19 protein-coding genes are annotated in these 21,302 nt (G+C 66.7%); 7 read left to right on the top strand and 12 right to left on the bottom strand.

Translation table 11 applies throughout. The features are described 5' to 3' along the window. Positions 1-333: 333 nt before the first annotated feature. From ACEF39_RS03410 to ACEF39_RS03400, 3 genes are all read right to left on the bottom strand, one after another. On the bottom strand, positions 334-1,494 hold the full coding sequence (locus ACEF39_RS03410; RefSeq protein ID WP_500286980.1) for an MFS transporter: 1,161 nt from the start codon (positions 1,492-1,494) through the stop codon (positions 334-336). A gap of 207 nt (positions 1,495-1,701) precedes the next feature. Further along, positions 1,702-2,451 (bottom strand): TerC family protein, encoded by a 750-nt coding sequence (locus tag ACEF39_RS03405; protein ID WP_059066043.1) that lies wholly within the window; start codon positions 2,449-2,451, stop codon positions 1,702-1,704. A gap of 31 nt (positions 2,452-2,482) precedes the next feature. Continuing rightward, entirely contained in the window at positions 2,483-2,878 is a 396-nt protein-coding gene (locus ACEF39_RS03400) for a diacylglycerol kinase (protein WP_025877898.1), read from the bottom strand. Between the two features lie 223 nt (positions 2,879-3,101). On the opposite strand from ACEF39_RS03400, the gene ACEF39_RS03395 reads away from it, so the two are divergent. Beyond that, positions 3,102-3,800, top strand: coding sequence for an SGNH/GDSL hydrolase family protein (locus ACEF39_RS03395; protein WP_500286979.1), 699 nt, complete (start codon positions 3,102-3,104; stop codon positions 3,798-3,800). 124 nt (positions 3,801-3,924) lie between these two features. On the opposite strand, the gene ACEF39_RS03390 is transcribed toward ACEF39_RS03395, so the two are convergent. From ACEF39_RS03390 to ACEF39_RS03380, 3 genes are all read right to left on the bottom strand, one after another. Then, positions 3,925-5,196: a sensor histidine kinase gene (locus ACEF39_RS03390; RefSeq protein ID WP_500286978.1), complete on the bottom strand. Its 1,272-nt coding sequence runs from the start codon at positions 5,194-5,196 to the stop codon at positions 3,925-3,927. Positions 5,197-5,346: 150 nt separating this feature from the next. After that, the gene (locus ACEF39_RS03385; RefSeq protein WP_002811889.1) at positions 5,347-6,060 is read right to left on the bottom strand and encodes a response regulator transcription factor; all 714 of its coding nucleotides are present in this window, start codon (positions 6,058-6,060) and stop codon (positions 5,347-5,349) included. A 90-nt stretch (positions 6,061-6,150) separates the two neighbouring features. Next, positions 6,151-6,798: an arylesterase gene (locus tag ACEF39_RS03380; protein ID WP_500286977.1), complete on the bottom strand. Its 648-nt coding sequence runs from the start codon at positions 6,796-6,798 to the stop codon at positions 6,151-6,153. Positions 6,799-6,873: 75 nt separating this feature from the next. On the opposite strand from ACEF39_RS03380, the gene ACEF39_RS03375 reads away from it, so the two are divergent. Both ACEF39_RS03375 and ACEF39_RS03370 read left to right on the top strand, forming a co-directional pair. Next, entirely contained in the window at positions 6,874-7,521 is a 648-nt protein-coding gene (locus ACEF39_RS03375; protein WP_059066070.1) for an ABC transporter ATP-binding protein, read from the top strand. Continuing rightward, positions 7,518-10,031: an ABC transporter permease gene (locus tag ACEF39_RS03370; protein WP_500286976.1), complete on the top strand. Its 2,514-nt coding sequence runs from the start codon at positions 7,518-7,520 to the stop codon at positions 10,029-10,031. Before ACEF39_RS03375 ends, ACEF39_RS03370 begins: the two co-directional genes overlap by 4 nt. A gap of 206 nt (positions 10,032-10,237) precedes the next feature. On the opposite strand, the gene ACEF39_RS03365 is transcribed toward ACEF39_RS03370, so the two are convergent. The 5 genes from ACEF39_RS03365 to ACEF39_RS03345 form a co-directional block, all read right to left on the bottom strand. Beyond that, a complete protein-coding gene (locus tag ACEF39_RS03365; RefSeq protein WP_500286975.1) occupies positions 10,238-11,173 on the bottom strand; it encodes a DUF6607 family protein in 936 nt (311 codons plus the stop codon). 72 nt (positions 11,174-11,245) lie between these two features. Continuing rightward, a complete protein-coding gene (locus ACEF39_RS03360) occupies positions 11,246-11,848 on the bottom strand; it encodes a Hemin transport protein (protein ID WP_500286974.1) in 603 nt (200 codons plus the stop codon). Between the two features lie 5 nt (positions 11,849-11,853). Then, on the bottom strand, positions 11,854-14,040 hold the full coding sequence (locus ACEF39_RS03355) for a TonB-dependent hemoglobin/transferrin/lactoferrin family receptor (protein ID WP_500286973.1): 2,187 nt from the start codon (positions 14,038-14,040) through the stop codon (positions 11,854-11,856). A 152-nt stretch (positions 14,041-14,192) separates the two neighbouring features. Beyond that, complete coding sequence (gene hemP, locus ACEF39_RS03350; RefSeq protein WP_005412278.1) at positions 14,193-14,387, bottom strand: hemin uptake protein HemP; 195 nt, start codon at positions 14,385-14,387, stop codon at positions 14,193-14,195. A gap of 199 nt (positions 14,388-14,586) precedes the next feature. Continuing rightward, entirely contained in the window at positions 14,587-15,558 is a 972-nt protein-coding gene (locus ACEF39_RS03345; RefSeq protein WP_500286972.1) for an aldo/keto reductase, read from the bottom strand. A 193-nt stretch (positions 15,559-15,751) separates the two neighbouring features. On the opposite strand from ACEF39_RS03345, the gene ACEF39_RS03340 reads away from it, so the two are divergent. From ACEF39_RS03340 to ACEF39_RS03325, 4 genes are all read left to right on the top strand, one after another. Beyond that, a complete protein-coding gene (locus tag ACEF39_RS03340; RefSeq protein ID WP_025877855.1) occupies positions 15,752-17,050 on the top strand; it encodes a NupC/NupG family nucleoside CNT transporter in 1,299 nt (432 codons plus the stop codon). A gap of 25 nt (positions 17,051-17,075) precedes the next feature. Next, positions 17,076-18,041, top strand: coding sequence for a ribokinase (locus ACEF39_RS03335; RefSeq protein ID WP_500286971.1), 966 nt, complete (start codon positions 17,076-17,078; stop codon positions 18,039-18,041). Positions 18,042-18,329: 288 nt separating this feature from the next. Further along, positions 18,330-19,325: a tRNA dihydrouridine synthase DusB gene (gene dusB / locus ACEF39_RS03330; RefSeq protein ID WP_500286970.1), complete on the top strand. Its 996-nt coding sequence runs from the start codon at positions 18,330-18,332 to the stop codon at positions 19,323-19,325. A gap of 10 nt (positions 19,326-19,335) precedes the next feature. After that, positions 19,336-20,163: a methyltransferase domain-containing protein gene (locus tag ACEF39_RS03325; RefSeq protein ID WP_500286969.1), complete on the top strand. Its 828-nt coding sequence runs from the start codon at positions 19,336-19,338 to the stop codon at positions 20,161-20,163. Positions 20,164-20,199: 36 nt separating this feature from the next. Here the strand turns inward: ACEF39_RS03325 and ACEF39_RS03320 are convergent, their stop codons facing one another. After that, positions 20,200-21,258, bottom strand: a complete 1,059-nt coding sequence (locus tag ACEF39_RS03320) for a metal-dependent hydrolase (RefSeq protein ID WP_500286968.1) — start codon at positions 21,256-21,258, stop codon at positions 20,200-20,202. Positions 21,259-21,302 lie beyond the last annotated feature (44 nt).

Below are 21,302 nucleotides of genomic sequence, written 5' to 3'. Positions count from 1 at the left end.
ACGGACAATTTCCTGCGCACCGCGGGAAGATCAAAAGAAAAAAATCAAAAGCGAAAACCGATTCTTCAGACATTTGTGTCGACCAAGGTCGACACCTACCAACAGCACAGAACGCCGTCCCGACAGGTCGCGGAAATCTGTCGAAGGCGGGGTGGGTCAGCTTGCGGGGGCATGAGCGCCATGGATGGCGCGACCGAGCTTACAGGGACGTACTTGCAGCGTCCCCCGCAAGCTGACCCACCCCGCCATCCCACAGCAAACCCGCTTTTGACGTTGCTCTGGCTGTTGCTCCGGCCTGCGGGTGCAGGGCGCAGCCCTGCCGGAACACATCTCTCAGCAAGCCTCAGCCGCCGGCACGCGTGCACGCCCCAGCCACGCCAGCAGCAGCGCCGACGCCGCCAGCAGGCCACCGGCCACCGGAATCGCCGCGTACCCCAGCCCCAGGCTGATCACCGCACCACCCAGCGCCGCGCCCAGTGCATTGCCGAGGTTGAACGCACCGACGTTGATCGACGACGCCAGCCCCGGCGCCTCGCTCGCCGCCTGCATCACCCGGATCTGCAGCGGCGGCACGATGGCGAAGGTCGCTGCACCGAACAGCAACACGCCAAGCGCTGCGGTGGCGTGATTCATGAAGGCCAGTGGCAGCACGAACATCAGCGCCGCCAGAACCGCCAGCAGGATGCGGGTCGAACCGTCCAGCGACCAGTCGGCCATGCGTCCGCCGATGCCGTTGCCGAAGGTAAAACCAATGCCGATCAGTGCCAGCGACAACGCGATGAAGGCGTTGGACGCGCCGGTCAACTCGGTCAACACCGGCGCCACGTAGGTGTAGAGGGTGAACATCGCGCCTGCGCCCAGCACCGTGGTCGCCATCGCCAGCAGCACCTGCGGCTGCATGATCGATTTCAGTTCACGTCGAACATCCGGGCGTGCACCCGCGGCCGACGGCGGCAGTGCCATGGCCAACGCGGTGATCGCCACCACGCCGAGTACAGCAGTGCCGGCAAAGGCCAGGCGCCACCCCAGCTGCTGGCCGACCCAGGTCGCCAGCGGTACGCCGCCGATGTTGGCGATGGTCAGGCCCATGAACATCGTCGCCACCGCCGCTGCCTGCTTGTCCTTCGGCACCAGGCTGGCGGCGACCACCGCACCGATGCCGAAGAAGGCACCGTGGTTGAGGCTGGTGACCAGGCGCGACAACAGCAGCAGGCCGTAGTTCGGGGCCAGCGCCGACAGCAGGTTGCCGACCACGAAGATCGACATCAACAGCATCAGCGCGGTGCGCTTGCCGAAGCGTCCCATCAGCAGGGTCATCACCGGTGCGCCCAGCATCACGCCCACCGCGTAGGCGGTGATCAGCATGCCGGCAGTGGGGATGCTGACCCCCACTCCGCTGGCGATGACCGGCAACAGGCCCATCGGGGTGAACTCGGTGGTGCCAATGGCGAATGCGCCGACGGCGAGTGCCAGCAATGCGGCTCTGGAATTCATGGGGGTTGCCTGCGTGGGGCAGGCCCTGTGGAAAATGAGCGCGTAGCCTGCGCGCTTTGCCGGCCGGGAGTAAGCCACTACGCGGGAAAACAGTGTTGATCCCGATTCACAAGTGTCGCCATCCGGGTAGCGCCGGGCCATGCCCGGCGAACGCAGCGGCGCCCGGAAAGCAGAACCCCCGGCGCTGGCCGGGGGTTCGGGGATTGCTTACCAGTCGCCAGCACCCGGCACGTGGTGTTCGCGTGCGCGGCGGCGCATCAGCAGGTTCAGCCACTCCACCAGCACCGAGAAGCCCATCGCGGCGTAGATGTAGGGCTTGGGCACGTGCACGTCCAGGCCGTCCAGGATCAGCACCGCGCCGATCAGCAGGATGAAGGCCAGGGCCAGCATCTTCACGGTCGGGTTGGCATCGATGAAGCGGCCCAGCGGGTTGGCCGCCAGCAGCATCACCGCCACCGACAACAGGATCGCCGCCACCATCACCGGCACGTGGTCGGCGATGCCGACGGCGGTGATCACCGAATCCAGCGAGAACACGATGTCGATGACCGCGATCTGCGCGATCACGTAGCCGAACACCGCCGAGGTCTTGGTGGTGGTCGGGTCCTCGTCCTCGCCACCGGTGATCATCTCCTTGATCTCCATCCAGCCCTTGATGATCAGGAACAGGCCACCGACGATCAGCACCAGGTCGCGGATGGAGATGCCCATGCCGGCCACGGTGAACAGGTTCGCCTGCATATGCGCCAGGTACGCCAGCGAGACCAGCAGGCCGATACGGGTGATGCAGGCCACGGCGATGCCGAGACGGCGTGCGAACGGGCGGCGGTTCTCCGGCAGCTTGCTGACGGCAATGGAAATGAACACCAGGTTGTCGATGCCGAGCACGATTTCCAGCGCGCTCAGGGTGAACAGGGTCAACCAGACATTCGGATCGGCGAGAAACTCAAGGGACATGGGAAGTCTTCAACAAGGGAAGGAAGAAGGATCAGCCGACGCTGGCCGGGAACAATCGCGGCACCAGCACCAGGGCCCAGCACAGCAGCACGTTCATCATCAGCACGAACACCGCCGCCGAGCCCATGTCCTTGGCGCGGCCGGCCAGTTCATGGATTTCCGCACCATAGCGCTCGATTACCGCCTCGATGGCCGAATTGGCCAGCTCCATCGCCAGCACCAGCAGCATCGAGCCGATCATCAGCGCGCGCTCCACCGGGGTCTGGCCCAGCCAGATCGCCAGCGGGGTCAGCAGCACCAGCAGGTAGACCTCCAGCCGGAACGAGGACTCGTGCAGCCAGGCGGCTCGCAGGCCCTGCCAGGACCAGCGGGCGGCCTGGAAGATGCGACGTGGGCCGCGGGGCATGTGGCCGAACTGATCAGCCACGGGTGAAGGATCCAGCAACAGGGGCGCGGCGCAGCGACCGCTCAGACGCACGGCAGGGAATCATGGGTGCACAGGGATAGGCAGACAGCCCCCATTTTGCCACAAGGGCGGCAACGGCACCCCGGATGCCCCGTCGCAATGCCCCGCGAACGACCCAGCACGGCCAAGCGCGGGGCCAGGCCAGCTTCTATGATGGATGCCCCCTGCCCTGCCGGAGAGCCTGATGACCCGTCCCCGCACCTGCCTGATCCTGCTCGGCCTGCTGACCGCGCCGCTGGCCCAGGCCCTGAGCCCGCCGGCACCGCCGCAGATCCCTGCGCAGGTCTCCAACGTGGCCTGGGCCGCCGACATGGCGTCCTTCGCCACCGCCGACCGGACCAATCCGCCGCCGCGCGGCGGCATCGAATTCATTGGCAGCTCGTCCTTCCGCATGTGGGACAGCCTGGCCCAGGACTTCCCGGGGCAACCGGTGTTCAACCGCGGCTTCGGTGGCTCGGAAGTACGCGACAGCACCTGGTATGCCGGCCAGGCCATCGTGCCGTACGCGCCGTGCAAGGTGTTCTTCTACGCCGGCGACAACGACCTCAACAGCGGCCGCAGCGCGACCCAGGTACGCGACGACGTGGTGGCCTTCGTGCAGCGCGTGCATCGCGACCTGCCGAAGACGAAGGTGGAATACGTCTCCATCAAGCCCAGCCCATCGCGGGCGCACCTGCTGCCGGCGATCAACGACGCCAACGCGAAGATCAAGGCTGCGTTGGCGAAGCTGCCCAACACCGGCTACACCGACATCTACACACCGATGCTGGGGGCCGATGGGCAGCCTGATGCGGCGTTGTTCCGCGAGGACATGCTGCACATGACCCCGGCCGGCTATGCGATCTGGGCCAAGGCGCTGGCGCCGAAGGTGAAGTGCGATTGAGTCAGCGCACCTGCTGCGGTAGGTGCCAACCTTGGTTGGCATCCGCCGCGCGCCCGCGCGTGGCCCGCTGAAAGCGCCGCCCCAGGTCGGCATCTACCAAGCGCGTGCCACCACCGGCTGTGCGTTACCGGAAAATCACCGTCGCCTCGGTGCCCTTGCCCAGCTCGCTGGCCAGACTGACCTTCCAGCCGAAACGATCACACAGGCGACGCACGATCGACAGACCCAGGCCAGTACCCTGCGGGCGGCTGGGATCGGCACGATAGAAGGGCTCGAACGCACGCGACAGCGCGTCGGCGGACATGCCGATGCCGGTATCGCTTACCACCACCCGGTCATTGTGCACGTGCACGTCGATGCGACCTTCGTCGGTATAGCTGCAGGCGTTGCGCACCAGATTGCTGATCACCACCTGCAGCACCCGCGGCGGTGCGTGCAGCTGCACGGCCGCGTCACTGTGCAGGTGCACCGCCAGCGGCCGGCCCACCAGCAGCTCGTTGGCGTTGTCCACTTCGTAGCGGACGATATCGTTGACCTCGAACAGCTCTATCTGCGGCTCGACGTCGGCCTCCCGGGCCAGGATCAGGAAGGCATCGATCACCGCTTCCATGTCCCGCCCAGCACGCTGGATGCGCTGCAGGCTGCGGCGCAGGCGCGGCTCCAGGCTTTCATCACCCAGCGCCATGTCACTGGCCACCCGGATGACCGTCAGCGGCGTGCGCAGTTCATGGCTGGCATCACGGGTGAAGTTGCGTTCGCGTGCCACGTGCGCGGTGACCCGGTTGGCCAGCGAATGCAGCGCCGCTGCCAGTTGCCGGGTCTCGCCCTGCATGTCCGCTGGCAGCTTGTTCGGCTCCAGGTCGGCCGCTTCCGGATGGCCCGGATCCCAGCGCGAGACGCGGCGCGCCAGCCAGTTCACCGGTGATACCAGGCGTTTGGAGGCGCGGTAGGTGATCCACGAGGCGCCATACACCGCCAGCAGGGTCAGCAGCACCGGCACGATGCCGAACCAGAACGCCAGCATCTCCGCGCGCGAGCGCAGGAACACCAGGTACAGGCGGCCCTCCTCACGGGCGTCGACCAGCACCAGCTGATCGTCGTCGGGCAGTTCGTGGAAACCCGGTTCCAACGTGCGCAGGTTGGCGGGCAGCGACAGGCTGGACTGCCCGCGTTCCAGCAGGTAGCCACGGATGTTCTGGGTATTGGGCGGCGGCTGCACGGGCGAGGCCTCATGCAGCGTCCAGTAGTACGCCGCTTCTTCGCGCAAGGCTGCACCGACCAGGCTGTGCTTGATCACCAGCGAAACCAGCCAGGCACCCAGCAGGATACCCAGGCTGGCCAGCACGGCTTGCAGGATGAAGGCGATACGGATCTTGCGCGGCAGGCCGTGCGGCATTGCGGTGTCCCGGTCAGAGCGCTGCGATTATAGGCAGCGCGCTGTGCCGTGATCGTGCATGGACGATGACGAGCCGGTATCCGGAACGTTCACCCCTTCCCTGCCGACCACAGCCGTGCCGGTTCTGCTGCAACACCGGCACGACGTCGATCAGGCCATCGGCTGGGCAATATCGGCGATGCGATAGCCCGCGCTCTGCACGGTGTGCAGCAGCGGCCGGTCGAACGGCTTGTCGATGATCTTGCGCAGGTTGTACAGATGGCTGCGCAACGTGTCCGAATCGGGCAGGCCGTTGCCCCAGATCTCACGCTCGATTTCCTGGCGGGTGACCACGCGCGGCGATTCGCGCATCAGGATGGTCAGCAGGCGCAGGCCGATCGGCGACAGCTGCAGCTCGGTGCCGGCACGGGTGGCACGCATGCTGACCGGATCGAGCACCAGATCGGCCACCTTGAGTACTTCCGAACCGACCTGGCGACGCTCGCGGCGGATCAGCGCACGCAGGCGGGCTTCCAGTTCCTGGATCGCGAACGGCTTGGTCAGGTAATCATCGGCACCAAAGCCAAGGCCGGTGAGCTTGTCATCCAGCGTGTCGCGCGCGGTCAGCATCAGCACCGGGGTCGACTTGCGCGCATCGTTGCGCAGCCGGCGGCACACTTCGATGCCATCCAGTCGCGGCAGCATCAGGTCCAGCACGACCACGTCGTAGCTGTTCTCGGCAGCCAGACGGTAGCCGTCCAGGCCATCCTGCGCATAGTCCACCTCGAAGCCACGGCCTTCCAGGTATTCTCCGATCATCTCGGAGATGTTGCGGTTGTCTTCGACCACCAGCACCAAGCCGGAAGTCTCCTTCGTCTGACGCATGAGAATCCCTTTTTCTTCAGCTTTGTGAAACATGCCCGATCGACGGTGCACGCGATGTGAAGTTGCGTCAATGAAAAGAAGATGGCGTGCTCACAGCAGCGGTTTCAGCAGCGGCCATACGTTGTCCAGCACTTTCGGCTGCGCCTGCGCGGTGGGATGCAGGCCGTCGGCCTGCATCAGCCCCGGCTGCAGGGCTACGTCTTCCAGCAGGAACGGCAGCAACGGCACCTTGTACCGGGTGGCTAGTGCCCGGTACGCCGCCGCCAGGCGCTGGCGGTAGCCCGGGCCATAGTTGGGCGGCACGTCGATGCCCAGCAGCAGCACCTTGGCACCGACGTTCTGGCTGGCCTGCACCATTTTTTCCAGGTTTCCCTGCACCTGCACCGGGGTCAGCCCGCGCAACGCATCGTTGCCACCGAGGGCGATCACCACCACCGTGGGCTTTTCCCGGGCGAGCAGGCCCGGCAGGCGGGTGAGTGCGCCGGCAGTGGTTTCCCCGCTCATGCTGGCGTTGACGATGCGCGGCGGGGTTTTCGACTGCTGCCTGACCCGCTGCTGCAGCAGGCTGACCCAGCCGGCATCGGCCGGGATATTGTGGGCGGCACTGAGGCTGTCACCGAGCACCAGCACGGTACCGCCGCCCGGACCTTTGGCACACGCCAGTGCCGGCAACAGCAGCAACCCTAGCAACAGCATCATCATTGCGCCGGCTTGCCGGCTCCATCCCGTCTTGTGCATTGGAGTCTCCTCATCGACAGCCTGTCCCCCCGCAGCGCGCCCGTCGCCATCGCCGTCGACCAGGTCGGCAAATCCGTGCATGGCCCGGAGGGTGAAGTCCACATACTGGACAACATCACCCTGACCGTCCATGAAGGCACCAGCGTGGCCATCGTCGGCGCCTCCGGTTCCGGCAAGACCACCCTGCTCGGCCTGCTGGCCGGGCTGGACCTGCCCAGCCGTGGCCGCATCGCGCTGGCGGGCCAGGATCTGACCGCACTGGACGAAGAAGCGCGTGCACAGCTGCGCGCGCGCGACGTTGGCTTCGTGTTCCAGAGCTTCCATCTGCTGCCGGCGCTGACAGCCGCAGAGAACATCGCACTGCCGCTGGAACTGGCCGGGCGCGAGGACCGCACGCGGGTGGACGAGGTGCTGGCTGCGGTCGGGCTCTCGCATCGCGCCCGCCACTATCCGCGGCAGTTGTCCGGCGGCGAGCAGCAGCGTGTGGCCCTCGCCCGTGCGTTCGTCAGCCGCCCGCGCATCCTGTTCGCCGATGAGCCCACCGGCTCGCTGGACCAGGCCACCGGCCAGCACATCAGCGATCTGCTGTTCGAACTCAATGCCGGCAGCGGGACGACGCTGGTGCTGGTCACCCACGACCTGCGCTTGGCACAGCGCTGCCAGTACATCCATCGCATCGACAACGGCCGCCTGCAGCCGGTGGAACATGGAGTGGACGCATGAACCTGCTGCGGCATGCGTGGCGCGCGCTGCGCCGCGAGGCCCTGGCAGGTGACCTGCTGACCGTATTCGCCGCCCTGGTACTGGGCGTGGCGGTGATGACGGCGGTGGGCACGCTGGTGAACCGGGTCAACCTGGCATTGACCGGCAGCGCGGCGGAAATGCTCGGCGGCGACCTCGGCGTGGCCGGGCGCGATGACCCGCCTGCCGCGTTCGCCGACGAAGCGCAGCGACGCGGCTTGGCGCACACGCGGCTGGCCAGCTTCGGCAGCGTGCTGTTCCAGGGCGATGCCAGCCAGATGGCCAGCATCAAGGCCGTGGAAGTCGGCTACCCCCTGCGCGGCGCGCTGCGCGTGCGTGCCACACCCGGCGGCGCGCTGATCGCCGAGGCCGGGATGCCGGCCAAGGGCCAGGCCTATGCCGATCCGCGCCTGCTGCAGGCGCTGGGCCTGAAGGCCGGCGACGATCTGGAATTCGGTGCGGGCACGCTGCGCATCGCCGGCATCATCGAATCCGAACCGGATGCCGGTGGCGACCTGCTGACGCTGTCGCCGACCCTGCTGGTCAACCGCGCCGATGTGGAAGGCACCGGCCTGCTCGGCCCCGGCAGCCGCATCAATTACCGGCTGATGTTCGCCGGCCCTGCCGCCGACATCGTTGCGTTCCGGCAATGGTTGCTGCCGCAGGTGAAAGGCATGCGCCTGCTCAGCGTGAACGATACCCAGCGCGGTGTGCGCCAGGCCTTCGACCTGGCCGGTCGATTCCTCGGCCTCAGCGCACTTCTGGCGGTGCTGCTGGCCGGCGTGGCCACTGCACTGGCCGCCAACCGGTTCGCCCTGCGTCGCATCGACCAGGTGGCGATCCTGCGCTGCCTGGGTGCACGCCAGCGCGACATTCTGGCCGGCCTGGCCTTGCAGCTGCTGATGCTGGCCGTGCCTGCCTGTGCGATCGGCATCGGCCTGGGCATGGCGGCGCAGGAAGGATTGGTGCAGGTGCTGGGCAGCCTGGTGCCGCAACGCCTGCCGCTGCCCGAAGCCATGCCCGCACTGACCGGCGCGGGAATCGGCCTGTTGTTGCTGTTCGGCTTTGGACTGCCGCCGCTGCTGCGCCTGCGTGGCGTGCCGCCGATGCGCGTGCTCAACCGCTCGTTCGCCGCCTTGCCGCCGGCCTCGCTGCTGGCCTATGTGGCCGCACTTGCGGCCAGTCTGGTACTGGCGGTGCAGGTCACCGGCGACCTGAAGCTGGCCCTGTGGGTGCTGGGTGGCCTGGCCGGGTTGGCGGTCGCCGCGGGCGTGGTCGGGTTCCTGCTGCTGCAGCTGCTGCGTGGCCTGCAGCATCGCCTGCACGGCAACTGGCGGTTGGGCCTGGCCGCGCTGACGCGCAGGCGGATGCTGGCGGTAATGCAACTGGTGGGGCTGTCACTGTCGCTGTGCGCCCTGCTGTTGCTGGCGGTGATCGGCCCCGGCCTGCTGCAGCAGTGGCGCGAGCGGCTGCCTGCGGACACGCCCAATTATTTCCTGATCAACATCCAGCCCGAGCAGCGTGACAGCGTGCTGGCCGCACTGCAGGGCCTGGGTGCGGACGATGCCAGCATCGAGCCGATGGCCACCGGCCGCCTGATCGCAATCAACGGCAAACCGCCGCTGCGGGTGGACCGCACGCCGGCCGATGACACTCAGCCGCAGGGCGAAGGACAGCGCGACGACGATGACGAGAACCGGCCGCTGAACTTCAGCTGGCGCAGCACGTTCCCGCCGGCCAATACGCTGGTCAACGGCACGTTCTGGAAGCCGGACAGCACCGCCGCCGAGGCCTCGGTGGAGATCGGCTGGGCCAAGCGCTACGGCGTGTACCCGGGTGACCGCATCACCATTGCGGTGGGCGAGCAGCAGCGCGAGTTCAGCGTCACCAGCGTGCGCAAGGCCGACTGGAATACCTTCCGGCCGAACTTCTTCGTGCTGTTGAACCCGAACGCGGTGGGCAATACGCCGCACAACCTGCTGTCGGCGTTCCACCTGCCGGCGGGACAGGCTGCGGGTCTCGGGGCCTTGGTGCGCGCGCAGCCGAACCTGTCGCTGCTGGACGTGGATGCGGTGATCTCGCAGGTACGCGATGTGATGGAACGGGTGGCGCAGGCAGTGCAGCTGGTGATGGTGTTCAGCCTGCTGGCCGGCGTGCTGGTGCTGCTGGCGGCACTGCAGGCGACGGCCGGCGAGCGCCGCTATGACAGCGCGGTGCTGCGCACGCTGGGTGCAACGCGGCGGCAGCTGCGTGGCGCGGTACTGGTCGAGTTCGGTGCGCTGGGCGCGTTGGCGGCGCTGTTGGCGGTGGGCGCGGCAGCGGTGATCGGCGTGGCAGTGTCGCAGAAGGTGTTCGAGCTGCCGCTGCTGCCGCCGTGGCCGGGCCTGCTGTTGGGTGGCCTGCTCGGCATCGCGCTGAGCCTGCTGGCCGGCTGGTTGGGCACCCGGCGGATCCTGCACACGCCGCCGGCATTGGCATTGCGCGAGGCCTGACGCCGTTGTGAAAGCAAAGGCATCCACGCATGGCGTGGATCTACCAGCGATAGCCCCAGTAGATCCACGCCATGCGTGGATGCAGTGCCGATGATTCAAGTAGATCCACGCCATGCGTGGATGCCGGGTGCAATCACCGCCGGAGAGCGTGCCGAGCAAGCTCGGCACCCACCAGAGCAGTGCGCGTCCGGCATCCACCGCGCCGATCAACCTTCCTTCGGCGCCTTTTCCACGTACTTGGCGAAGACTTCGTCGATCTGCGTGTCCTTCACCTTCTTGCCGGCCTGCACGTCCTCGGCCTGGGTGAACAACGGGATGATCATCGCCATGCCGTCGAGCTTGGTCTTCAGGTGCACGCCCGGGGCCTGGGTCAGGAAGCCGTCCCAGCGCTGGCGCACCTTGCTCCAGTAGCCGGCAGTGGCCTTCCAGTAGTCGCGCGCCGGGGTGAAGTCGACCTCGGTGGTCCTGGTGTAATCGTTGAAGCCGAATTCGCGGGCGATTTCGACCTGGCTGCCATCGGCGTTGCGCTGCACCTTGGTGTTGAACTGCTCGTGGGTCCAGCCGTTCGGGGTCAGGGTGTGGCGGTTGACCACCGCCAGCGCGTTGTAATCGCTGCGCTTGGTGTACTCACGTCGTGGCAGCGGGCGCCAGCTGATGTCGCTGGTCCAGGTCGGCACGTTGTTGCCGTAGGTCCACGTGCCGGTGCCGCAGTAGCGCGGTGCATCGCTGACTTCGTACACGCACTGGGTCCATGCACCCTGGTTGGTCGCAGCCGCGATGGTGCGTACCTGCCAGGTCTGGTCGGCGCTGAACTCGAAGCGGTTCGGCGCTTCATACACCCAGTCCTGCCGCCAGTGCTTGGTCACGTGGCCGCTCTTCTCATCCAGCAGCAGGTGCTGCAGCACGATGCGCTTGGGGCTGTCCTCGATCACTATCACCACTTCGTTGCCACCGCTGCGCATGGCCGGCGCACGCTCGTAACCCGGCTTCAGCAGCACGGTCTCATCGAAGGCGAAATCCACCGTGTACTCACCCTGCATGGCCAGGATGCTGTCGTGGTCGCGGGCGATGTCGGAGGGCTGCGCGTTGGCGGCGCCACTGGCGGCGAGCAGCACCATCACGCTGGCGGTCTGGAACTTCATCGGGTCTTCCTTCGGGGTTGCAGGTTTCGTGGAAAGGCCATCCTGGCCGGCAGGCGATCCATCGCAATCAGGTCACAGGCGTACCAGCGGCAGATCGCCGGGAGCCCGCGAGGCGGGGCGGCGTGCCGCATCGGCGCAACAACAGTCGTCGATCGCCAGCTCGCCTTCGGCACCTTCCATGCGCGCGATCCTGCGCGCGGTGGCAGCACCGAGCGAAGACAGCGTGGACAGGCTGGCGGCCAGGGTCCGGCCCTCGTCGGCAGCATGCAGGCGCAGCGTGCACAGGCGCCAGCGTTGGCCGCCCAGGTGCCCGGCCAAGCGCCGCCACAGGCGTTCACCAACGCTGCCATCGGCATCGTGCGAAGGGCCCGGCGGCAGCGTCGCCACCAGCCGGTCCCAAGCCAGGAAATCGCTGTCCGGCAACAGGTACAGGCGCCACACGCAGCGACCGCGTGCATCAAGGAAGCACAGGCTTTCGCGCAGGCCCTCGCTGTCCACGCCCTGGCAGGCATGCACCGTTACCGCCTGGCGCCAGCCACCCAGTTCGCTGCCATCGGCGTGATACAGGCACAACACGGTGCCGAGCGCTGCCAGCTGTGCCGGCGCAGGCCAGGCCCGCAGCGACGAACGCGACAGGGAGGACGGCAGGCGACGTGCGGACAGGGCTCGGCTCATTGGGATCACCAGGACACGGCAAGGCTGGCCGACAGGGTGCGGCCGGGGCTGGTATAGCGGTCCAGAACGGTACTGGTGGCCGACAGGGTCGAGCCGACGTTGGACCAGTCGATGTAACGCTTGTCACCCAGGTTGAAGACACCGACGTTGAAGGTCGCGCCCGGGGCGAAGTTCCAGTGCGCCATCAGGTCGGCCACGCCGTAGCCGGCCGGGCGATAGATGCTGGCCGAGGTGACGCGGTCCTTGCGCTTGACGAAGGTACCGGCCAGTTCGACGCCCCAGGTATCGGTGTCGTACATCAGGCCGACGGTGCCACGCATCGGATCGACCGAATCCAGCGGCACATCGGCGGTCTTGTTGTCGCCGCGCGACCACGCCACCGCACTGCGCAGCGCCCAACCCTGCAGCGCCGGACTGATCTGGCCGAAGTCGATGCCGGCCTTCAGTTCGGCACCGTAGATGCGCGCGTCGGCGATGTTGCGCGACTGGAACACCATCAGGCCCTGCGCGTTGGTACCCACCAGCGTCTGCGACTCGATGAAGTCCTTGTAGTCGTTGTAGTAGCCGCTCAGGCTCACGTACGCCGCCGGCGACAGGAAGCGCATGCCCAGTTCGACACCGTCGCTGGTTTCCGGCTTCAGGTCCGGATTGGGAATGGCGGTGTAGCCGAAAGCGAAGTTGGTGAAGCCGAGGTTGACGTCGTTGTACGGCGGCGAGCGGAAACCACGCGAGTAACCGGCAAACAGCGACCACTCGTCGGTGAAGCGATAGACCAGGCCGAACTTCGGCGACACGCTGGTCTTCTTCAGCTCCGACACGGCCACGCCGGGGTTGTCCTCGGCGAAGATGCTGTCCACGTCCGGCTTCAGTTCGTAGCGGTCCACGCGTACGCCCGGCACCAGCGACAGCCTGCCGTCGGCCAGGCGCATTTCATCCTGCGCGTACAGGCCCAGCTCGGTGGTCTTGCTGATCGGGAAATCGCGCACGGGGAACGCGTCGGGCAGGATCGTCGTGCTGACCACGCCACGGTTGCTGACCTGGTAGCCATCGCGCTTCTGGCGGATCTCGGTGCGGGCGCCATCGAAGCCATAGGTCAGCGCGTGTTCGACGCTGCCGGTGCTGAAGGCCTTGTTGAACACCGCCTGCAGGCCATACACGCGCTGGTCGAAACTGAACTCGCGATGGCGACGGCTGCCGTTGGCGCGCGCTTCATCGGTGCGCTGCGTGGTTTCGCTGTCCTGCGTGTAGACCTGCCAGTGCAGGCTGTCGGCGAAGCCCTTGTCCAGCGCATCCATCTCGTGGGCGAAGGACACACGGGTGCGGTTCTGCTTGTCGCGCGCCTTCATGCCGGTGGTGGTGGTGCGGTCGATCGAGGACAGTACGTCGGTATCGGTGTTGTCTTCGTTGCCTTCCACGGTCAGGCGGAAACGCTGGTCTTCGCTGGGCGCATAGACCAGCTTGGCCAGGCCGCTGCGACCATCACGATCCTGCGGGTTGGCCGCGGTGCGCGTGTTGTCGTTGCTGCGCACATCGCCCTTGTTGTCGGTTTCCTGGCCCTGGCGGTGGTTGATGTTGACCATGCCGCTCCAGTGTTCGCCACCGAAGGCGCTGGTGACGCCGCCGAGCAGGCCCTTCCACTCGCCGTCGTAGCCGAATTTCAGGCCGACGTAGCTGTCCTTGCCATCCTTCAGGTAATCAGCCGGATCCTTGGTGACGAAGGCAACCACGCCGCCAAGTGCGTCCGAGCCGTACAGCGAACTGGCCGGACCGCGCACGATCTCCACGCGCTTGAGCGTGTCCAGGTCGGTGAAGTTGCGGTTGGCGTTGGAGAACGAGCCGATGTTGAAGCTGGTCGGCATGGCGATGCCATCGGTCTGGATGCGCACGCGGTTGCCGTCCAGGCCGCGGATGCGGATGCTGCCGAGGCCGAAGCGGGTGGCGCTGCGGCTGACCGACAGGCCCGGCTCGTAGCGGACCAGATCCTTGATGTCCTGCACCAGTTGCCGGTCCATCTGCTCGCGGTCGATCACATCGACGGTGGCGGCGACATCGCTGACCGCACGTTCGGTACGGGTGGCAGTGACCTGCACACGATCGAATTCGCGCGCGTCGGGCGCGACATCGGCAGCAGCATGGGCGGACAGCGGCAGGGCCATCCACAGGGCAACGGAAAGGGCAGTCGGGCGGGTCATCGGCATCGTTCGGTCAGGCAGGGGAACCCCCGGCCACCGCCACGCCAGACAGGCATGAACGGTAGACCGAGGGGGAGAGAGCAGGAGCGGACGGGTCGCCCACCCTGCCGGCGCTGCCGACAGGAGGGAGGGAGGCGGGCGACCAGACCGCGTTACTTGGTCAGGATCAGCTTGTCGTTGCTGGTATGACGCAGGCGGTAGAAACGGTCACCGTGCTGGATCAGGATTTCACGACGGCCCTTGAGCAGGGCTTCGCTGTCGATGACCTCTTCCGGCGGGACAACACGAACTGGGCGGTCGCGGAGGGTCAGCGTTTCGGGGCGCAGCAGTACAGGTTGAGCGTTCATGAGCATCTGGACTCGTGCGAGGGACGAGTTAAATGATAATGATTCTCAGTTCACAATCAACAACCATTCTCAACTTCATTGATGGAATTAATGATCGAAATTGAAACTTCGATAGATTCCATCTATTGCAATCAACGCATCTGGGCACAGGAAGGCCGGCCGAGCGTGGACTCGGCCCTGAGCGGCCTGCCCTCGGTCTTCAGGCAAATACGGCTTCCACCTGCGCCCAGCCGGCGGCGTCCACCTGACCCAGCACGTCCAGCGCCCGCAGGTTCTGCAGCAACTGGCTGACCCGGCTGGCGCCGAGGATCACACTGGAGACGTTGGGATTGCGCAGGCACCAGGCGATGGCCAGGCTGGCCGGGGCGTGCCCCATGTCGCGGGCTACTGCACTGAAGCGACGCACCCGGGCCAGCCGCTCATCGGCGTTGTCGCCCAGCACCAGGTCCTGCAACCAGCCCATGCCTTCGCGTCCCAGCCGTGCATCGGTCGGGACGCCGTCGTCGTACTTGCCGCTCAGCAGGCCCGAGGCCAGCGGCGAAAAGATCGTGGTACCCAGCCCGGCGGTGGCATACAACGGCGCGTACTCCACCTCCACCCGCTGCCGGTGCAGCAGGTTGTACTGCGGCTGTTCCATCGACGGCGCCTGCAGGTTGTGGCGCGCGGCGATGTCCACCGCGTCCTGGATCTGCTTGGCCGACCACTCCGACGTGCCCCAATACAGCACCTTGCCCTGCCGGACCAGGGTGTCCATGGCATGCACCGTTTCAGCGATCGGGGCGTCCGGATCCGGGCGATGACAGTAATAAAGGTCCAGATAGTCCACCCGCAGGCGCTTGAGCGCGGCATGGCAGGCGTCGGTCACATGCTTGCGCGACAGGCCGCGCTGGGTCGGCCTCGGGTCCTGGGCACTGCCGAAGAACACCTTGCTGGACACGCAGAAGCCATCGCGCGGCAGGCGCAGGTCGGCAATCACATCGCCCATTACCTGCTCGGCGCGGCCATTGGCATAGCCCTCGGCGTTGTCGAAGAAGTTGATGCCATGGTCCCAGGCCGCCGCCACCAGGTTGCGTGCCTCATCGCGCGGCACCTGGTCGCCGAAGGTCACCCAGGCGCCGAAGGACAGTGCGGAAATCGGCAGGCCGGTGGAGCCAAGGCGACGGTAGAGCATGCGATTCTCCTGCTGCGGGCCCGCATACGGGCCGGGATCAAGCCACCATTCTACCTGCCCCGGCAGGCGCAACCCCTTGCTGTTGCTGGCCTGTTCGGAGCCGATGGCCGCGCGCAGACCGCTTTTCCTTGCTCCGGCCCCTGCCCTGCACTAGGCTTCCCGTTTTTCGCGACGCCCCAGGGGAGTCACTCAGATGGTCGAAGGTTTGGGCAGGATCGGCTTCGGCCTTTTCGGTTTGGCGGTGCTGATCGGCATCACCTGGCTGTTTTCCAACAACAAGCGTGCGGTGGACTGGAAGCTGGTCGCCACCGGCATCACCCTGCAGATCGCCTTTGCGGCACTGGTGATCCTGGTACCGGGCGGGCGCGACGTATTCGATGCGCTTGGCCAGGGCTTCGTGAAGGTGCTGAGCTTCGTCAACGAAGGTTCGAAGTTCATCTTCGGCTCGTTGATGGACGTCAAGAACTACGGTTTCATCTTCGCCTTCCAGGTGCTGCCGACGATCATCTTCTTCTCGGCACTGATGGGGGTCATGTACCACCTCAATGTCATGCAGGCGATCGTGCGGGTGATGGCCTGGTCGATCACCAAGGTGATGCGCGTGTCCGGTGCGGAAACCACCAGCGTCTGCGCCAGCGTGTTCATCGGCCAGACCGAGGCGCCGCTGACGGTGCGTCCGTACATCGCCAAGATGACCCAGTCCGAGCTGCTGACGATGATGATCGGCGGCATGGCCCATATCGCCGGCGGCGTACTTGCCGCGTACGTGGGCATGCTGGGCGGCGGCGATCCGGTGCAGCAGGCGTTCTACGCCAAGCACCTGCTGGCCGCCAGCATCATGGCGGCCCCGGCCACCCTGGTCGTGGCCAAGCTGCTGATTCCGGAAACCGGCACCCCGCTGACCCGCGGCACGGTCAAGATGGAAGTGGAGAAGACCTCCAGCAACATCATCGACGCCGCCGCCGCCGGCGCCGGTGACGGCCTGAAGCTGGCCCTGAACATCGGTGCGATGCTGCTGGCCTTCATCGCCCTGATCGCCCTGCTCAATGCGCCGCTGACCTGGATCGGTGAAGTGACCGGCCTGGCGGCTGCGATCGGCAAGCCGACCGACCTGTCGACCATCTTCGGTTACGTGCTGGCGCCGATCGCCTGGGTGATCGGCACCCCGTGGGCCGACGCCACCACCGTGGGTTCGCTGATCGGCCAGAAGGTCGTGATCAACGAGTTCGTCGCCTACACCGAACTGTCGAAGATCGTGAATGGCCAGGTGCCGGGCATGAGCCTGTCCGACGAAGGTCGCCTGATCGCCACCTACGCCCTGTGCGGCTTCGCCAATTTCAGTTCGATCGCGATCCAGATCGGCGGTATCGGCGGGTTGGCACCGGAACGACGCCACGATCTGGCAAAGTTCGGTCTGCGCGCGGTGCTGGGCGGTACCATCGCCACCTTCATGACGGCTACCATCGCCGGCGTGCTGACGCATTTCAGCTGAACCCTTGTTTGAGAAAAGATTCCCTATGAGCAGCAGTGTCGTTGTCGTCGGTTCCTTCAATGTCGATCACGTGTGGCGGTGCGAGTCGCTGCCGGCGCCGGGTGCGACCATTGCCGGCCGCTACAGCACCGGCCCGGGTGGCAAGGGCTTCAACCAGGCCGTTGCCGCCTGCCGTGCCGGCGCTGACACCAGCTTCCTGTGTGCGCTGGGCGACGACGCAGGTGGTGCCACCGCCCGTGACCTGGCCGCGCAGGATGGTTTCGCGCTGATTGCCGAAGCCAGCAGCGAGCCGACCGGCACCGCCGGCATCTATGTCGATGCCCGTGGCCGCAACACCATCGTCATCGGCCCGGGCGCCAACGCGGCGCTGAGCACCGACTTCGTGCAGCAACAGCAGGCCCTGCTGACCGGCGCCAAGGTGGTGCTGGTGCAGCTGGAATCGCCGGTGCAGACCATCGAAGCGGCACTGGCCGTGGCCCGCGAGGCCGGTGTCACCACCGTGCTCAACACCGCACCGGCCGACGCACCCTCGACCATCGGCCTGCTCAAGCTGGCCGACGTGATCACCCCGAACGAGACCGAGTTCGCCGCCCTGCTCGGCCGTCATGTCGGCGAGCGCGTGGATGCCAACGACGTTGCCGCACTGGACGGTGCCAGCCTGCACGCGCTGTGCCGCAAGCTGGTCGGCAATGGCACGGTGGTGGTGACTCTGGGTTCGGTGGGCGTGTTCGTGTCGCATGCCGACGAGCACCTGCGTGGCGACACCCAAGCGTACTACCGCGTGGGTGCCGAACAGGTGCAGGCCATCGACACCACCGGCGCCGGCGATGCCTTCAACGGTGCGCTGGTGGCCTCGATCGCACAGGTGCCTGACGCCCCGTTCGCCCGCCACGTGCGCTTTGCCAACCAGTTCGCCGGTCGTTCGACCGAGAAGGAAGGCGCGGCTGCGGCAATGCCGCGCTTCACCCCGGCCGACGCCGAAGTGAAGTAGATCCACGCCATGCGTGGATGAACGAGCCCGGGCATGCAGATGCCCGGGCTTTTTCACATTCATGGGTAAGGCCCCATCCACGCGGGTCGGGCCCGCAGTAGATCCACGCCATGCGTGGATGCGCGTTGCCGGTACACCCAGCCGACCACCATCGCCTGCCCTTGGGGGCGACGGAAGCAACGGTCAAGCATCTGCTGATGCCCGTGCGGCATGAGGTCGGTCCGGATGGGCCTGAACCGGCAGGCTGCCAACCCCGCCGGGGCGCCGGCCGCGCCCTACAATGGGCGCATGCAGATCGGCCCGTACTCCATTGCCCCCAACGTCGTGCTCGCGCCCATGGCCGGCGTTACCGACAAGCCCTTCCGCCTGCTGTGCAAACGGCTGGGCGCGGGCCTGGCCGCCTCGGAAATGACCATCAGCGACCCGCGCTTCTGGAACACGCGCAAGTCGATCCACCGCATGGACCATGCCGGTGAACCCGCGCCGATCAGCGTGCAGATCGCCGGTACCGAGCCGCAGCAGCTGGCCGAGGCCGCGCGCTACAACGTCGACCATGGCGCACAGATCATCGACATCAACATGGGCTGCCCGGCCAAGAAGGTGTGCAACGCCTGGGCGGGCTCAGCGCTGATGCGCGACGAGCAGCTGGTCGCGCGCATCCTGGAAGCCGTGGTCAACGCGGTGGACGTGCCGGTGACGCTGAAGATCCGCACCGGCTGGGACTGCGACCACCGTAATGGCCCGGTCATCGCCCGCATCGCCGAGGCCAGTGGCATCGCTGCCTTGGCCGTGCACGGCCGTACCCGCGACCAGCACTACACCGGCCAGGCCGAGTACGCCACGATCGGCGAGATCAAGGCCGCGTTGCGCATCCCGGTGATCGCCAACGGCGATATCGATTCGCCGCAGAAGGCCGCCTTCGTCCTGCAGCAGACCGGCGTCGACGCGGTGATGATCGGCCGCTCCGCACAGGGCCGGCCGTGGATCTTCCGCGAGGTGGCGCATTACCTGGCCACCGGCGAGGAACTGCCGCCACCGTCGCTGGCCGAAGTGCGCGACATCCTGCTCGGCCATCTGCACGCACTGCACGACTTCTATGGCGAGCCGCAGGGCGTGCGCATCGCGCGCAAGCACCTGGGTTGGTACGCCAAGGACCGGCCGGAGAATGCCGCGTTCCGCGCGGTGGTCAACCGTGCCGAAGATCCTGCCAGCCAGATCGCGCTGACCACCGACTATTTCGACCGCCTGATCGCCGGGGAACCGGCGATGCCTTCTGCTGCCTGAGCCCGCCATCATGACCCCGCCGATTTCTTCCCCGACCTACCTGCACGGGTTCTCCGGCACCGAGCAGCAGCGCCTGATGACCCAGGCACGCCTGCTGGAATCGAGCATCTTCGGCCAGATCGATTACAGCGGCGCCAAGCGCCTGCTGGAAGTCGGCAGCGGCGTGGGTGCACAGACCGAGATCCTGCTGCGCCGCTTCCCCGAGCTGCACGTGACCGGCGTCGACCTGAGCGAGGCCCAGCTGGAAACCGCGCGGGAAAACCTGGCGCGTACGCCGTGGTGCAGCGACCGTTACACGCTGCAGCAGGCCGATGCCGGCGAACTGCCGTTCGACGCGCGCACCTTCGATGCGGCCTTCCTGTGCTGGGTGCTGGAACACGTCCCCTCGCCCGCCCGCGTGCTGAGTGAGGTCCGCCGCGTGCTGGCCCCGGGCTCGCCGGTGTACATCACCGAGGTAATGAATGCCTCGTTCCTGCTTGATCCGTATTCGCCGCACATCTGGCGCTACTGGATGGCCTTCAATGATTTCCAGTATGACCATGGCGGTGACCCGTTTGTCGGCGCCAAGCTGGGCAACCTGCTGCTGGCCGGTGGCTTCCGCGACGTGCACACCGAGATCAAGACCATCCACCTGGACAACCGCGAACCGGCACGTCGCAAGACGATGATCGCGTTCTGGGAACAGCTGCTGCTGTCGGCGGCTGACCAGCTGCTGCAGGCCGGCACGGTGGACGAAGAGACGGTGGAGGGCATGCGCCGCGAGTTCCGGCTGGTGCAGAACGATCCGAACGCGGTGTTTTTCTATTCGTTCGTGCAGGGCCGCGCCACGGTGTATTGAGCGGCCGCGGCCACGCCAGCCACGCATGGCGTGGATTTACGGGTGCGCGGCGGCCTCGTCCGCCACCTCCGGTTCGTGCCAGATGCGCTGCCACATGGCCGACAACCGGCGACCGGCATCGGCACGCGCGGCCGGGCTGCTGTAGTCAACCCGCAACTGCTCGGGCACGATCGCGCGCCACTGGCCGTCAACCTGCTCGGCCACTTCGAAGTTGAAGGTGTAGTCCGGCTCCAAGCCCATTCGCAGGTCGCTCAGCACCAGCCTGCCCTGCACCACCTGTGCGCGCATGAAGCCACGGTTGAACCACTGCAGGCGCTGCACTGCGGGAACTCCGGCGGCTTCACGCAAGGCCTGCACGTTGGACGGATGCCCCTCGAAACGCATCGGCGCGTGGTCGGCCACCACCGAGTAGTCACCCACCACGTAGCCATTGGGCGTCATCGCCACCACCCGCCACAACAGGGTATTGAACGGCATCGGCACCGAGAACCGCGGCGCGTCGCCCAGGCCCATCGCGGCCAGGCTCTGCTGCGCGGCGCGGTCGACCTGTGCCTTGGCCATCAGTCCCCAGCCCAGGTACGCACTGCTGAGCAGCAACGCGACGCCGAGCACCTTGCCCGCCCACGGCCGTGCGCGACCGAACCAGGCCAGCACGCAGCCCAGCAGCAACCACACCGTGTAGCCGGGATCGATGATGAATACACTCGAGCCCATCGCTGGATGCGGCTGCAACGGCCACCACAGCTGCGTGCCGTAGACGGTGAACGCATCCAGCACGGGATGGGTGACCAGCGCCAGCTGGATCGCCCAGAACCAGCGCACTGGTGATTGCGCCACCCGACCCTTGCCGAAGCGCTTGAACAGCCACCAGATCAGCGCGGCCACCCACGGCAGCACCAGCAGCGAATGGCTGAAACTGCGGTGATCGGTCATGTTCGCCACCGGGTCGGCGGCGGCAACGCCCAGCCAGAGGGCGTCCAGGTCCGGCAGGGTACCGAGCGCGGCACCGGCCACCAGGGCGGCACGGCGGTGTCCGGGCGGGGCGATGGCGGCAGCGACAGCGCCGCCGAGAACGATCTGGGTCAATGAGTCCATCGGCCGATGCTAGCGGGTTGCGTCGACGCCGTCTCGGTAGCGTC

This window comes from Stenotrophomonas indicatrix (genome assembly GCA_041545745.1).
GTDB lineage: Bacteria > Pseudomonadota > Gammaproteobacteria > Xanthomonadales > Xanthomonadaceae > Stenotrophomonas > Stenotrophomonas indicatrix_A.
Note: the sequence above shows the minus strand (reverse complement) of the source record. Positions and strands in the feature narration are given on the sequence as shown.